This window comes from Streptomyces sp. NPDC048644 (genome assembly GCF_043199105.1).
GTDB lineage: Bacteria > Actinomycetota > Actinomycetes > Streptomycetales > Streptomycetaceae > Streptomyces.
The window spans coordinates 134,069-148,763 of sequence record NZ_JBICVO010000012.1; the positions used below are offsets into that span (position 1 = coordinate 134,069).

The window sequence follows — 14,695 nt, forward strand, 5'->3', positions numbered from 1 at the left end:
CTCGTGACAGAAGCTCTGCGCCGCTGACTTTTCCCGCCTCCCGCCGCGCGGGAGCGATGTTGCCGACCTCCGCGCCTGGTACGTGACCCACGACGCGCGCCTCTCGCGCCTGCTTGGGCACCGTCTCCCCACCCGCCCACATCCGTCTCCCGACCAGGCCGGTTAGGCTCACCTTTGTGAGCACCTGCACCACCACTTCCCTCGAAGCGGCCGAATCCTTGGCCGGAACTGCGGCTACCGCCCGAACCTGGCTGCTCATCGAACAACCCGGCCCGTGGGGCGAGAAGGCGCTTACGGACAGCCACCTCGACCCGCACATCGGCCGAGCTCTGGAAGCTGCGACAACGGGTACCGGAGTCCGTGTCGCCCTCATCCGAAGGCCCGGACGACACGCCGACGGCCACGGAACGTCCTCCCGCCGGCTCTTCCTCGCGCACACCGCGCCGGGCTCTACCTGGATCCGTACGACGACAGTTACCGACCTGCAGGCCGCGCTGCTCCGGTTGGATTTCGTCGCCCTGGGGTTCGGCGATCACGGCGGACTGTGGAGCCCGCACACGGGTGACCCTGTGGTCCTCGTCTGCACCAACGGCAGGCGGGACCGTTGCTGTGCTGTTCTTGGCCGTCCGCTCGCGGCTGAGCTCCTGTCCAGCGGCGCCGACACCTGGGAGGTCACGCATATCGGGGGCCACCGGTTCGCACCCACCCTCTTCGTGCTCCCCTTCGGCTACGCCTACGGTCGCGCCTCGGCTCAGCTGGTGAAGACCGCCGTGGACGCGGCGCGCAATGGCAGGGTCACGCTCGACCACTGCCGGGGCCGGTCCGCTTGGGATCGGCCTGGACAGGCCGCCGAGCTCGCCGTCCGCGACCTTCTGGGGGAGGATCGGGCGAACGCACTCGACGTCGTACGGGCCGACTCGGTGCGGCCCGAACCGAGGAGTGCCAACACGCCTCCCGGTGACAGCGCCTCCACGGGGCGCATCCCCGCCTGGACCGTGTCCGTCGCGCACTCCGACGGACGCATGTGGCAGGTCGTGGTCGAGCAACGGTCCGACGGTGCTTCGGCGCCCGCGAGCTGTGGCGCGCTGTTCGGCCCACCTTCGCGTATGGCCGTGACCGACATCGCGGCTGTTCCTGGCAACTTGGCCATGGCTCCGATCGACGTGCCCATGCTTCCGTTCACCTGATCCTCGAGGCTCGGCCGAGTGGTCGGCTCTCCCGGAAGGGGCCCGCCGACGTGATCTCTGTCCGAGAGCACCAGGACGTCCCCCATCTCGCGCGCAGGCAAACCCGATGGTCAGCCCCAGCGCCACCGCAAGCCCCAGGCCGAAAGCCGGGACCACTAACGGCACGGCGAGCCCCTTCCATGCAACGCTCCGCAGCTCTGTCACCACAGGCCCCGCTCCCCCGTCGACTTCATTGTTTCCAGCTCTTCGCCGCTCCGGCTGCTGCTGGCTCCTCGGCCAAGCCGCGAGCGTTTCCCTCTCGCACCCGCGAGGCTAAGACCTCACTGTGTGTAGACGAAAGGCCTGTGGATAACTCGCCGAGCGTCGCCGACAGCTACTCAAAGTCGGGCTTCCCTTGCTCTACGAGCACCTTCCGGAAACCTTCGAACCCCATTGCGGAGCCGGCCACTGCGACGCTTACTGTTCGTTCACATGGGCGAGAAGGAAGCACCAGCTCCGTACCCGAGAGCCACTGGGCGCTCGGGCTCCGCCCCATTTCCCGGCCCGCCATCCCGAAGTGGAGCTTCGGCCCCTCAGCCACAAAACGCTGCGCGGCCGTTTTCGGGCGTGGCCGGTACCGGTGATCAGTCTGCGGGTGGCACCAGCCATGCCACCGACCGCAAACGCCTAACCCTCACCCACTTGGGATGGCCACGTCGCGTGTTCTCCCAGGTGTTGCTGATGCAGCTGGCGATCACGACCGGCGTCACGGGGTTGGCAACCGGGCTGTTCCTCGCCCCACTCAGCACCGAACTCGACAATCAGGCGATGCATCGCGCGCTGGCAATTGCGCAAACCACCGCAGCCGAGCCGCGCCTGGACGACGCTCTGGTGGCCTCGCAACCAACGCCTCACGGCCCTGTTCAGGACGCAGCCGAACGGATCCGTACCGCGACCGGCGCCGAGTATGTCGTGGTCATGGACAATCACGGCGTGCGGTGGTCACACACCGATCCCGACGAGATCGGGCGCCATGTCTCCACCGATCCCAGCGCTGCTCTGTCGGGCCGCGACATCATGCAGATCGACGAAGGCACCCTCGGAAGGTCCGCACGCGGCAAGGTGCCGTTGCGGGACGCGAACGGCAAAATCATCGGTGCAGTGTCGGTTGGCATCGCGTACGAGAGCGTGCACGAGCGGCTGTTGTCGACCGTCCCCCAACTGCTGGCCTACGCAGGCGGCGCCTTGGCCGTGGGCGCCCTGGCCGCCTACCTCGTCTCCCGTCGTCTCCAGCGCCGTACCCATGACTTGGCGTTCTCCGACATCTCCGCCCTGCTCAACGAACGCGAGGCGATGCTGCACGGCATCCGCGAAGGCTTCCTCGCACTGAACCGGCACGGCCGGATCCGCCTGATGAACGACGAGGCACAACGGCTCCTGGATCTGTGTGCCGAGGATGTCGGTCGCCCCTTGGACACCGCGCTCCCTCCAGGCCGTACGGCAGACGTGCTGGCCGGCCGGGTATCCGGAACGGACCTGCTGGCCGTCAGTGGACAACGTGTGCTCGTTGTCAATCGTATGCCGACCGACGACGGCGGTGCAGTTGTCACCCTGCGTGACCGAACCGAGCTGGAACGGCTGGGACGTGAGTTGGATGGCACTCGTGGGCTGATCGATGCCCTCCGGGCGCAGGACCACGAGCATGCCAATCGTCTGCATACGCTCCTTGGCCTGCTGGAACTGGGCCTTCACGAGGAGGCCGCCGACTTCGTGACGCAAGCTGTCGGAGTACACCGGGTAACAGCGGAGCAGGTCACCGAGCGCATTCACGATCCGCTACTCGCTGCCCTCCTGGTGGGCAAGGCGACTGTCGCCGCCGAACGCGGTGCTTCGCTCAGCATCTCCGCCGACACGCTCCTCCCCGACCGGCTGATAGATCCGCACAGCCTCGTGACCGTTCTCGGCAACCTGGTGGACAACGCCCTCGATGCGACGGCGACGACGCGCGACGCACGGCTCGAAGTAGAGGTACGTGCCGAAGGCCGGACCGCGGTCATCCGCGTCTGCGACAACGGCCCGGGTGTTCCCGAGGCGCAACGCGTCGAGATCTTCACCGAAGGCTGGACGACGAAGGACCCACCGGCCCACGGTCGCCGTGGCATCGGTTTGGCACTGGTTCGCCGGCTCGCCGAGCGATACGGAGGCAGAGCAGAGGTTGGTGAACGCCCCGGTGGTGGAGCGATGTTCACTGTCACACTCCCCGACGCCTTCTCCGACGTACTTCCCGACTCATATGCCGCAGCCCACCCAGGGACAGTCACGGAAACCCACACTCCTAGGGGCGGTAAGGACGCGGCGCCCACCCACCCCAACGACGACGCCACGGGAACCTGCCGATGATCGACGTACTGGTCGTGGACGACGACATGCGCGTCGCGGAGATCAATGCCGCCTACGTCGCCAAGGTCCCGGGATTCCGGGTCAGTTGCATGGCACACACCGTGGCCGACGCACTGGCCGCTCTGGACGCGCACCCCGTCGATCTGATCCTCCTGGACCACTACCTGCCGGACGAAACGGGCCTCCACCTGGTGAGCGTCCTACGCCGACGTGGTCTGTTGACCGACGTCATCATGGTGACGGCCGCTCGTGACATCGCGACGGTTCAGGCAGCGATGCGTCAGGGCGCGCTGCAGTACCTGGTGAAACCGTTCACGTTTGCCGGCCTGCGCTCCAAGCTGGAGGGCTACGCGGCCCTGCATCGCGCTTTCGAGGGCGGCGGGCAGGCGGAGCAGTACGAAGTGGACCGTATCTTCGGCGCGTTGAGCGCTACGGGTGCGGGCCCGGCGGAACTGCCCAAAGGGCATTCCGCGGCCACCGCCGACCGTGTGCGGTCCGTGCTGCGGACCGCAGACGCCCCGCTCTCCGCCCAGGACGTCGCCGTGCGGGCAGGTCTCAGCAGGCAGACGGCGCAGCGCTATCTCAAGCTGCTCGAGCGGACCGGGCGCGTCCGCCTCACCCTCAGGTATGGCGAGACCGGACGCCCCGAGCACCGCTACGAGTGGGTGTAGGCCGCAGTTCGCGCCTACGCCGCTCCTGCCCCGGTCAGCGCCCGCACTTCGGTCTCCGCGTGGCGGGCCGCGTCGGCGGGTTCCGGAGAGGCCACGGTCCCCAGCCATCCCATGAAGAAGCCCAGTGGAATCGATACGACACCGGGGTTCTCCAGGGGGAAGAGCTGGAAGTCCAGTCCCGGGAAGATCGCTGTCGGGCTGCCGGAAACCACCGGCGAGAGGACCACGAGCACGATGGCCGGTACCAGGCCGCCGTACACGGACCAGACGGCGCCCTTGGTCGTGAACCGGCGCCAGAACAGCGCGTAGAGCAGTACCGGAAGATTGGCCGATGCTGCCACGGCGAAGGCCAGACCGACGAGGAATGCGACGTTCAGGTCCTGGGCGAGCAGCGCAAGGGCGATGGCCACCGCACCGACTGCGACAGCCGCGACGCGTGCCACGGTCACCTCGCTGTGTACCCGTCCCTGCTTCGTCGGGCGGTTGCGCTTGAGCGTTGCGTAGAGGTCGTGGGCCACGGAGGCCGACGAGGCAAGCGTGATGCCGGCGACGACGGCCAGGATGGTGGCGAAGGCGACAGCCGCCACGACGGCGAACAGCACCGTGCCGCCCGTGGAGCCGGCGCCGCCACCCAGGTCCAGGGCCAGCAGCGGGACGGCGGTGTTGCCCGCGCTGTTGGAGACCCGTACCGCGTCACTGCCGAGTACCGCCGCCGCTCCGAAGCCGAGCACGATCGTCATCAGGTAGAACCCGCCGATCAGGCCGATGGACCAGATGACGGACCGGCGGGCGGCGCGCGCCGTGGGGACGGTGTAGAAGCGGGACAGGATGTGCGGCAGCCCGGCCGTTCCGAGAACCAGTGCGAGGCCGAGGCTGATGAAGTCCAGTCGTTCCGTCCAGCCACCGCCGTATTTGAGGCCCGGAGCGAGGAAGTCGCTGCCGTGGCCGCTGCGTTCGGCGGCGGTCGTCAGGAGGGTGTTGATGTCGCCGTGGAAACGGGCGAGTACCAGGACGGTCAGTGCGATGGCACCGCCCATGAGGAGTACGGCTTTGACGATCTGGATCCAGGTGGTGGCCCGCATCCCTCCGCAAGCGACATAGACGACCATGAGGGCGCCGACGCCGATCACCATCCAGGCGCGTTCCTGCGCACCCGCGCCTTCCAGCAGCAGAGCGACGAGGCTGCCGGCGCCGACCATCTGGGCGACCAGGTAGAGCACGGAGACGGTGACCGAAGCAGTACCGGCGGCGATGCGTACGGGGCGTTCACGCATCCTGGCGGCCAGGACGTCGGCGAGGGTGAACCGGCCGCAGTTGCGGACCAGTTCGGCGACGAGGAACAGCACGACCAGCCAGGCGACGAGGAATCCCACGGAGTAGAGGAGGCCGTCGTAGCCGAAGAGGGCGATGAGTCCGGAGATGCCGAGGAAGGACGCTGCCGACATGTAGTCGCCGGCGATGGCGAAGCCGTTCTCCAGAGGGGAGAAGAGCCGGCCACCGGCGTAGAACTCTTCAGCGGAGCCGTGCCGACGGCGGCTGACCCAGGTGGTGATCCCCAGGGTGACCGCGACGAATACGCTGAACAGGATGAGGGCCAGGGACTGGTGGTCGCCGGTCAACGGAGGTTCCCTCCCGTCAGCTCCTGGGTCTCCCAGCGGATGTCCAGCGCGGCGTTGTCCCGGCGGAGACGGGCGTGGCGCGCGTAGGCCCAGGTGAGGAAGAACGTGGTGATGAACTGGCCGAGTCCGGCCAGCATCGCGACGTTGACGGCCCCGATGACGTGGCGCGCCATGAGGTGCGGGGCGGCCGTCGCGGCGATGACGTAGGCGAGGTACCAGACCAGGAAGAGGACGGTGGCCGGGATGACGAAACCCCGGTAGCGGCGGCGTACTTCTTGGAAGGCGGCGCTGCGCTGCACGGCGAGGTACACCTCGTCGTGCTCCGCGGACCTCGGTTTCGGTACCGGCGGAGCCGCCGGGATGGCGTGTGTTTCGTCTCCGTGGTCCGTCGGGTAGTCCCACTCGTCCCACCTGAGGGCGAGTGCGTCGCTCCAGGGGCCGTCGAGCGGTCCGACCTCTGGCTCTGCGGCCGTGCGGCCGTCGTGCTTGTCCACCGAACACTCCTTGTCGCACGGGCCTGTTGACCGTGTGCCTCAAGGATGGACAGAAAGGAAGTTCCTGGACTCTTCCTTCCGTATCCTTCACCCCATCAGGTGACGGATTTACGTGGGTGGCTGCGCGAGGCCGTGACGGTACGCGTAGTGGATCGCTTGTGCGCGGTCCCGCAGCCCCGCCTTGCCGAAGAGGTTGTTGATGTGGGTCTTCACCGTGGCGGTGGAGACGTGCAGGCTGCGGGCGATCTCCGGGTTCGACTGCCCTTCGGCGACGAGCCGCAGCACCTCGACCTCGCGTGCGGTCAGCCCGTCGGGCGGTTCGTCCGCGGGTTGCGGCAAGTCCCGTACGGGTTCCGCGAAGCGCTCCAGCAAACGTCGCTGGATCTTGGGCGCCAGTCCGGCTTCCCCGGACAGCACGTCGTCGATGGCCCGGACGATTTCGTCGCCGTCCGCGTCTTTGGTGAGGTATCCGCGGGCACCGGCCTGGAGCGCGGGGAAGAGCGAGTCGTCGTCGGCGTAGGTGGTGAGGACCACCACCTGGGTTCCCGGGTGGTCCGCCCGGATGCGGCGGGTGGCTTCGACGCCGTCGCAGCGGGGCATCCGCAGGTCCATCAGGACGACGTCGGGGGCGAGTTCGGCGACCATGCGGACGGCTTCCTCGCCGTCCGGGGCCGATCCCACGACTTCGATGCCGGGCAGCAGCCCCAGCAGCATCACGATTCCCTCGCGCACCACGGTCTGATCGTCCGCGACCACCACGCGGGCCGGCTGCGCCGTCATGCGGGCACCTGCAACCGCACCACGAAACCCTCCTTGACGGGGCCGGATTCCAGCGTCCCACCGAGAAGTTCGGCGCGCTCCCGCATCCCCAGGAGACCGTACCCGGAGCCGCTGGAGGCCAGCTCTCCGGGCTTGCCGCGCCCTCGTGAGTTCCGCACCTCCAGGATGACGCTGCTTTCCGCGTACTCCAGGAGGGCGGTCACCCGGGCACCCGGGGCGTGTTTGCGTACGTTCGTCAGCGCCTCCTGGGCGACCCGGCGGACCGCGAGCCCGGCTTCCGGCGACAGCGTGCGACGCTCCCCCGCAACGGCCAACTGCGCGCCCTCAGCGGCCGTCAGATCGCGCAGGAAGTCCTCGACCGGGGCCATCTCCCCACGGAGCGCCGACAGCGCTTCACGGGTGCCGTCCAGGCCCTCACGGGCCATCCCCCGGCACGCCACCACCCGCTCGAGGATCTGGTCGCGGTCCGCCTCCAGATCGGTGCTGCGGTGGATGAGCAGCCTCGCCGCCTCCAGGTGGACCAGTTGTGCGCTCAGGCTGTGGGCGAGGACGTCGTGGATCTCCCGTGCGATACGGCCGCGTTCGGCGAGTGCCGCCGTCTCGGCCTCGGCCTTGCGCGCGGCGCGTTCCTGCGCGAGCAGCCGGTGAGCGTTGCCGCGCGCCTCCGAGTCCAGCCGCAGCACGTAGCCGGCGAGGGCGAGTCCCACTGTCGTCGTGGTGGTGGTGAGCCAGCTGTCGTGGTTGACGGCGGCGTAGGCGCCGAGTGCGGTGGCGGCGCACACGACGGCCGCGGCGAGTGGCAGCCGTTCCATCGCGGTGATGGCGCAGCCGCACCACAGGACCAGTGCGGGCAGTGAGGCCCCCGCGGTCTGGAAGGCGAACGCGCCGAGTTCCATCGCCAGCAGCAGCCCGAGGGAGGGCCACAGTCGCCGGCGCAGGGTCAGCCGGTGGAAGCCGCGGAACGCCAGCACGCTCAGCACGATCCCGGCGGCGGCGACGGCCATGCCCCAGACGTGGAAGTCCGACCGCGCCAGGGTGACCCACGCGAGGACGGCGACCAGGGCGATGCGGACGATCCGGCCGATCCACCGTCGGACGTCGGTCAGGTCGTCACGGGAGAGCGACTCGCGTAGGGGCCAGCTCGTCCAGGTGGTCAACGGCACACATGGTCCTTCCGGTGGGTGGCGACGCTTCTCAGCCACCAACAGGAACACGGTACGTGGGCCGTACGGACCGGGCCTTCCCGACCGTGATCCCACTGCGGGTCAACAGCATCGCGGCGACGGACAGCATCATGGCCGGTGTGCCCTGGTGGACACCCAGGAGCGCGCCGATTCCGACCACCCCCAGGCGGACAGCGAGTCCGGCGAGCCAGACAAGGGCCGTCTTCCGGCTGCCCTTCGTCCAGACGGCACCGGTCTCGTCGGTCCACATCGTGGTGGTCCAGGCCCACGCGGCTCCGCCGGCCAGGCCGATGAGGAGGCCGACGGCGAGCAGCACGGCGGAGGCCGCCCGGTGTGCGGGATCCAGGAGGCCGGGCTCGCGTAGCGCCAGCACGGTGAGGACGACGGGAATCAGCCACCACTTCTTGCTGTCGGACACCCGCTGCGCCTGGAACTGGCGGACGAGAACGATCGCGACCACCGCGACGATCACAACGATGTTGAGCAAGCCGCTCATGGCCTGGGCCTCCGTGGGGCGGGGAATTCCGACGTCTCCGACGCTACGGAGCGGGCCCTTCCGGCGGATCGGAGCCAGGGTGGGGAGGGGGTGGAAAACGCGGAGGGCGTCTCTCCACCCACGGGTGGAGAGACGCCCTCCGGAGCGGCCGGTGACGGCTCAGGTGTCGATGCGCGACCGGTCCAGCGTGGAAGCGGAGTTGGTGATGAATTCCTTGCGCGGTGCGACTTCGTTGCCCATCAGGAGGTCGAACGCCCGCTCCGCCGCTTCGAGATCGCTGATGTTGATCCGCCGCAGGGTGCGGTGCCGGGGGTCCATGGTGGTCTCGGCGAGCTGGTCGGCGTCCATCTCACCCAGGCCCTTGTACCGCTGGATGCTGTCCTTGTAGCGGATGTTCTTGCGCTGGAGTTCGAGCAGCGTCTGACGCAGTTCGTTGTCGGAGTACGTGTAAATGTACTTTTCCTGGCCCTTTTTGGGGTTGATTCGTTCGACGCGGTGCAGGGGCGGAACAGCGGAGAAGACACGGCCCTGCTCGACCATCGGCCGCATGTAGCGCTGGAACAGCGTCAGCAGCAGGCAGCGGATGTGGGCGCCGTCGACGTCGGCGTCGGCAAGGAAGATGACCTTGCCGTAACGGGCGGTGTCGATGTCGAAGGTGCGGCCGGATCCAGCCCCTATGACCTGGATGATGGATCCGCATTCGGCGTTCTTCAACATGTCCGAAATCGATGACTTCTGGACATTCAGGATCTTGCCGCGGATCGGCAGCAGTGCCTGGAACTCCGAATTCCGCGCCAGCTTCGCGGTGCCGAGCGCCGAGTCGCCCTCGACGATGAACAGTTCGCTGCGGTCGACGTCGTCACTGCGGCAGTCGGCCAGCTTGGCCGGCAACGAGGAGGACTCCAGCGCCGTCTTCCGGCGTTGCGCCTCCTTGTGCTGGCGGGCGGCGATGCGCGTACGGGCCGCGGCCACGACCTTCTCCAGGACGGCCCGCGCCTGCTGCTTGGCGTCCCGCTTGGTGGAGGTCAGGAATGCCTTGAGTTCCTTGCTGACCACCTGGGCGACGATCCGGGAAGCGGCGGAGGTGCCGAGCACTTCCTTGGTCTGCCCCTCGAACTGCGGCTCGGCCAGCCGTACGGTCACGACGGCGGTGAGGCCCTCCATGGCGTCATCCTTGACGACGTCGTCCTCGGCGACCCTCAGAAGCTTGGTCGACCGGAGCGCTTCGTTGACGGTCTTGGCGATCGACCGCTCGAAGCCGGAGACGTGCGTGCCGCCCTTGGGCGTCGCGATGATGTTGACGAAGGACTTGACCGTCGCGTCGTAGCCGGTCCCCCAGCGCAGCGCGATGTCGACACCCAGCTCCCTGGTGACTTCGGTCGGTGTCATGTGACCGCGGTCGTCGAGTACCGGCACGGTCTCCTTGAACGTGCCCTGGCCGGTCAGCCGCAGGACGTCGCACACGGCCTTGTCCTGCGCGAGGTACTCGCAGAATTCGCTGATGCCGCCGTCGTAGTGGAAGGTCTCTTCCGTCTTGCCCGCGCCCTCGATGCCGCGTTCGTCACGGACGACGAGGGTCAGGCCGGGCACCAGGAAGGCCGTCTGGCGGGCCCTGGCGTACAGCGTCTCCAGGGAGAGCTTGGCGTCCTTGAGGAAGATCTGGCGGTCCGCCCAGTAGCGCACCCGGGTGCCGGTCTTCGCCTTGGCGACCCGCTTGCCCTTGAGCAGGCCGTTGCCCGGATCGAACGGAGCATCCGGGCCGGATTCGGTGAAGATCCCGGGTACGCCGCGGCGGAAGCTGATCGAGTGGGTCTTGCTGTTGCGGTCCACCTCGACGTCGAGGCGTGCGGACAGGGCGTTGACGACCGATGCGCCGACGCCGTGCAGGCCGCCCGACGCGGCGTAGGAGCCGCCGCCGAACTTGCCGCCCGCGTGCAGTTTGGTCATCACGACCTCGACGCCGCTGAGCCCGGTCTTGGGCTCGACGTCGACGGGGATGCCGCGGCCGTTGTCACGGACCTCCACCGAACCGTCGTCGTGGAGGATCACCTCGATGTGGTCGCAGTAGCCGCCCAGCGCCTCATCGACGGAATTGTCGATGATTTCCCACAGGCAGTGCATCAGGCCACGGCTGTCCGTCGAGCCGATGTACATGCCGGGACGCTTACGGACGGCCTCCAGCCCCTCGAGGACGAGCAGATGCCGCGCGGTGTAGTTGGAACCGTCCCGGTCTGCCCCGGTCAGCACTGCGGTGGACGGCACGGACATCTCGGCGGTCACGCGGTTCGCTCCTCGCTGAATTTCTGGCAGTCCGCATTCCGCGGACTCTGTTGTGGCGGTGTCGCCGGTCAGAGGGTACCGAGGCCCAGTAGAGCCGATGCGACGCCACCCGTAAGCGCTCCCATGCTAGTAGAATTTCGATCGTTCGTTCGATCCCTCGATAGGGTGAGGGCGAGGTGACGTGAACATCACGTTCCCTTCGAGGCATGAACCATTTAGGCTCCGGGCACGTCCTCATCAACGACCGGCAAGCCAGCCGGGAGGACATACCCCAGCAACCAACGTGAATCAGACCACCAAGCAATACGGCTCATTCGCCGCCACCCGGCAGCACCCGGCCCTCCTCGGAGAATTTTTTCGAGGAATAGGCACGAGCGGGAACGTTTTCGGCCTGGTTGGATGTTGACCCTGGTACGACAGCTCGTCGAGCTAGAGAAGAGGCGACGTGACTACTGTTCTGACACCCGCGAGCCCGCTGACGGCCGCTGACCGCTGCGACCGCTGCGGCGCCCAGGCATACCTGCGCGTCGTCCTGATGTCCGGCGGAGAACTGCTCTTCTGCGCCCATCACGGTCGCAAGTTCGAGCCAGAACTCAAGAAGATCGCCGCGGAAATACAGGACGAGACGGAGCGGCTCACCGCCACTCCGGCGTCTGCGTCCGAAGAGGACCGCTGACACATCGCATCCACGACGACGAGCGAGTAGCGGCCCAGTGCCGTGTTGCGGGCGGCTTCCCCGGCACAACCGGGGAGACCGCCCGCACTCGTACGCTCACACGCCGCGCGGCAGCTCCGGACTCTCAGCCGGCGCCATGTGCGGCGACCTCCGGGATCAGCGCCGAGGCGCGCGTATAGACGCCGGGATTCCCCCGCTTCCCGCAGCCGGTCCCCCAGGACACCAGCCCCACCAAGCGACCCTGCACGACCAGCGGCCCCCCGCTGTCACCCTGGCAGGCGTCCCGCCCACCCTGCGGCTCGCCCGCACACAGCATCGAGGCGGCCTTGTACGTGCCGTCGGCGCCTCCGGGGTACGCCTGCGCGCACTCCGAGTCCGGCAGGACATTCACCCGCGCGGAACGCAGCCGCGTCGCATAGCTGCCCTCCCCCGTGGTGTCACCCCACCCGTAGACGGTGGCGGCAGCGCCCGGCTCGTAGGCGCCGGAGTCACTGTCGGCTATCGGGATCGCCCGGTTGGTCACCGGCTTCTCCAGGGTGAGCACCGCCATGTCGCTCTCGTTCGTCCAGCTGTCGTACTGCGGGCTGACCCACACCTTCGTCGCCTTGAGCTCCTGTCCGCCGGCACGGGCGAGATCCTCCCGGCCGGCGATGACCCGCAGATCGCGCACCTGCCGCCAGGGCACACCCAGCACTTCTTCACTCAGACAGTGCGCCGCCGTGACAACGGTTGAGCGGCCGACCAGCACGCCACCGCAGAACTGCCCGGAGCGTTCACCGCCGAACCGGTCCTGGGACGCGAGAGCCACCACCCAGGGGCTCTGTGTGGCCTGTACGGGCTGACCGCCGACCACTGACTCGTCAGCGGTCGCCGTCATCGGTATGGCAAGGACCAGCGCGAGGGCTCCGGGTACGGCGCGGAGGAACGGGCGCATACGAGCTCCTGACTCTGAGACATCGATCGCCCACCAAGAGTGACCCAAACGGCCGCCTCCCGCACCCGGACGGCTGCGAGCCCGGCCCTCCCATGACGGGAGGACCGGGCTCGCGGGGTGTCCGTGCCGGATCTGCTAGTCGAGGTAGTCGCGCAGCACCTGGGAGCGCGACGGGTGACGCAGCTTCGACATGGTCTTGGACTCGATCTGGCGGATCCGCTCACGCGTGACGCCGTAGACCTTGCCGATCTCGTCCAGCGTCTTGGGCTGGCCGTCGGTGAGGCCGAAGCGCATCGAGACCACGCCGGCCTCGCGCTCGGAGAGCGTGTCCAGGACCGAGTGCAGCTGCTCCTGCAGAAGCGTGAAGCTGACCGCGTCGGCCGGGACGACCGCCTCGGAGTCCTCGATGAGGTCACCGAACTCGCTGTCGCCGTCCTCGCCCAGCGGGGTGTGCAGCGAAATCGGCTCGCGACCGTACTTCTGGACCTCGATGACCTTCTCAGGGGTCATGTCGAGCTCCTTGGCCAGCTCCTCCGGGGTGGGCTCACGGCCCAGGTCCTGGAGCATCTGGCGCTGGACGCGCGCGAGCTTGTTGATGACCTCGACCATGTGGACGGGGATACGGATGGTGCGGGCCTGGTCGGCCATGGCACGGGTGATGGCCTGACGGATCCACCACGTCGCGTAGGTCGAGAACTTGTAGCCCTTGGTGTAGTCGAACTTCTCGACCGCACGGATCAGGCCGAGGTTGCCCTCCTGGATCAGGTCCAGGAAGAGCATGCCGCGACCGGTGTACCGCTTGGCCAGGGAGACGACCAGTCGGAGGTTGGCCTCCAGGAGGTGATTCTTGGCCCGGCGGCCGTCCTGGGCGATGATCTCCAGCTCACGCTTGAGCTTGGGAGCGATCTTCTCCTCGGTGGCGAGCTTGTCCTCGGCGAACAGGCCGGCCTCGATGCGCTTGGCGAGTTCGACCTCCTGCTCGGCGTTGAGGAGCGGGACCTTGCCGATCTGCTTGAGGTAGTCCTTCACCGGGTCGGCGGTGGCTCCGGCCGCGGCGACCTGCTGCGCCGGGGCGTCGTCCTCGTCGTCGTCGGACAGGACGAAGCCGGCTGCCTCGGTGCCTTCGGCGGCCTCGGGAGCGTCACCCTTGGCGGGCGCCGGGGTCTCCTCGGCCGTGTCGTCGTCGAGCAGATCGTCGACGTCCTTCTTGGCCGCCGTCTTCTTGGCGGTCGCCTTCTTGGCCGTGGCCTTCTTGGCGACCGTCTTCTTGGCCGTGGCCTTCTTCGCCACGGTCTTCTTGGCAGGCGCAGCCTCCGGCTCACCGGACGGGTCGTCCCCCAGGGGGGCGGCCGCTGCGGTGGCCTTCTTCACCGTGGCGGCCTTCGCCGCGACGGTCTTGGTGGCGGTGCGCTTTGCCGGACTCTTCGCTGCGACGCTCTTGCGGGTGCGCTTGGGCGCCTCTGCGGCACTGACCATCAGCGTCACACCCTCCTCGTCGAGGATCTGATTGAGGCTGCGCAGAACGTTCTTCCACTGGGTTGGCGGAATCTGGTCAGCCTCGAAGGCCCGACGCACGTCATCGCCGGCGATCTGCCCATCAGCCTTTCCCCGCTCGATGAGCGCCATCACAGACTCGGACTCGGCGATCTCCGGCGGGAGCGTACGGGATGTGCTGGCCGACACGAACAACCTCTCGGAACGATGGAAACGGCTTCCGACCCCGTCCAGTCTGGATCGGAGCCGACGACCGCCGGTGGGGATGGACCGACGGCGCAGGGGCAACCGGGGAGTTGAACAGCGTCACGTACGCCGCTCGTATTCCCTCCTCGGCTATCACCTCTTAAGTCATCGCGCTTCCCGGAAGAGCGTTACGCCCAATCTGCGTGGCCCGAGTCACACCCCATAACGACACATTCCCGGTCATATGACATGCAACCCTCCCAAGTGCATCGCCGGATCCGGATCCCGTCCGGATCCGGCGAGCGAACGGCCCGC

12 protein-coding genes are annotated in these 14,695 nt (G+C 68.0%); 4 read left to right on the forward strand and 8 right to left on the reverse strand.

All coding sequences use genetic code 11. From position 1 onward, the window contains the following. Positions 1 to 176 precede the first annotated feature (176 nt). The 3 genes from ACGFNI_RS25575 (at position 177) to ACGFNI_RS25585 (ending at position 4,237) form a co-directional block, all read left to right on the forward strand. On the forward strand, positions 177 to 1,187 hold the full coding sequence (locus ACGFNI_RS25575; RefSeq protein WP_393686975.1) for a sucrase ferredoxin: 1,011 nt from the start codon (positions 177 to 179) through the stop codon (positions 1,185 to 1,187). 720 nt (positions 1,188 to 1,907) lie between these two features. Further along, entirely contained in the window at positions 1,908 to 3,566 is a 1,659-nt protein-coding gene (locus ACGFNI_RS25580) for an ATP-binding protein (protein ID WP_393686976.1), read from the forward strand. Beyond that, the gene (locus ACGFNI_RS25585) at positions 3,563 to 4,237 is read left to right on the forward strand and encodes a response regulator (RefSeq protein ID WP_393686977.1); all 675 of its coding nucleotides are present in this window, start codon (positions 3,563 to 3,565) and stop codon (positions 4,235 to 4,237) included. Before ACGFNI_RS25580 ends, ACGFNI_RS25585 begins: the two co-directional genes overlap by 4 nt. A gap of 14 nt (positions 4,238 to 4,251) precedes the next feature. Here the strand turns inward: ACGFNI_RS25585 and ACGFNI_RS25590 are convergent, their stop codons facing one another. The 6 genes from ACGFNI_RS25590 to ACGFNI_RS25615 all read right to left on the reverse strand — a co-directional run bounded on the left by ACGFNI_RS25590 (position 4,252) and on the right by ACGFNI_RS25615 (position 11,090). Then, positions 4,252 to 5,856 carry a cation acetate symporter gene (locus ACGFNI_RS25590; RefSeq protein ID WP_393686978.1) on the reverse strand — a complete coding sequence of 535 codons (1,605 nt, stop codon included), beginning with the start codon at positions 5,854 to 5,856 and terminating at the stop codon, positions 4,252 to 4,254. Beyond that, a complete protein-coding gene (locus ACGFNI_RS25595; protein ID WP_393686979.1) occupies positions 5,853 to 6,350 on the reverse strand; it encodes a DUF485 domain-containing protein in 498 nt (165 codons plus the stop codon). The genes ACGFNI_RS25590 and ACGFNI_RS25595 overlap by 4 nt, the downstream gene beginning before the upstream one ends. Positions 6,351 to 6,458: 108 nt before the next feature. Then, positions 6,459 to 7,130, reverse strand: coding sequence for a response regulator (locus ACGFNI_RS25600; protein ID WP_393686980.1), 672 nt, complete (start codon positions 7,128 to 7,130; stop codon positions 6,459 to 6,461). Further along, positions 7,127 to 8,293, reverse strand: coding sequence for a sensor histidine kinase (locus ACGFNI_RS25605; protein ID WP_393686981.1), 1,167 nt, complete (start codon positions 8,291 to 8,293; stop codon positions 7,127 to 7,129). The genes ACGFNI_RS25600 and ACGFNI_RS25605 overlap by 4 nt, the downstream gene beginning before the upstream one ends. Before the next feature lie 31 nt (positions 8,294 to 8,324). Then, the gene (locus ACGFNI_RS25610; RefSeq protein ID WP_393686982.1) at positions 8,325 to 8,810 is read right to left on the reverse strand and encodes a DUF1453 domain-containing protein; all 486 of its coding nucleotides are present in this window, start codon (positions 8,808 to 8,810) and stop codon (positions 8,325 to 8,327) included. A gap of 159 nt (positions 8,811 to 8,969) precedes the next feature. Beyond that, positions 8,970 to 11,090, reverse strand: a complete 2,121-nt coding sequence (locus tag ACGFNI_RS25615; RefSeq protein WP_393686983.1) for a type IIA DNA topoisomerase subunit B — start codon at positions 11,088 to 11,090, stop codon at positions 8,970 to 8,972. Positions 11,091 to 11,535: 445 nt separating this feature from the next. On the opposite strand from ACGFNI_RS25615, the gene ACGFNI_RS25620 reads away from it, so the two are divergent. After that, positions 11,536 to 11,766 carry a hypothetical protein gene (locus ACGFNI_RS25620; protein ID WP_393686984.1) on the forward strand — a complete coding sequence of 77 codons (231 nt, stop codon included), beginning with the start codon at positions 11,536 to 11,538 and terminating at the stop codon, positions 11,764 to 11,766. 124 nt (positions 11,767 to 11,890) lie between these two features. Here ACGFNI_RS25620 and ACGFNI_RS25625 read toward each other — a convergent pair whose 3' ends face one another. After that, on the reverse strand, positions 11,891 to 12,700 hold the full coding sequence (locus ACGFNI_RS25625) for a S1 family peptidase (RefSeq protein WP_393686985.1): 810 nt from the start codon (positions 12,698 to 12,700) through the stop codon (positions 11,891 to 11,893). Positions 12,701 to 12,835: 135 nt separating this feature from the next. After that, positions 12,836 to 14,389 (reverse strand): RNA polymerase sigma factor, encoded by a 1,554-nt coding sequence (locus ACGFNI_RS25630; RefSeq protein WP_393686986.1) that lies wholly within the window; start codon positions 14,387 to 14,389, stop codon positions 12,836 to 12,838. Positions 14,390 to 14,695: the final 306 nt, after the last annotated feature.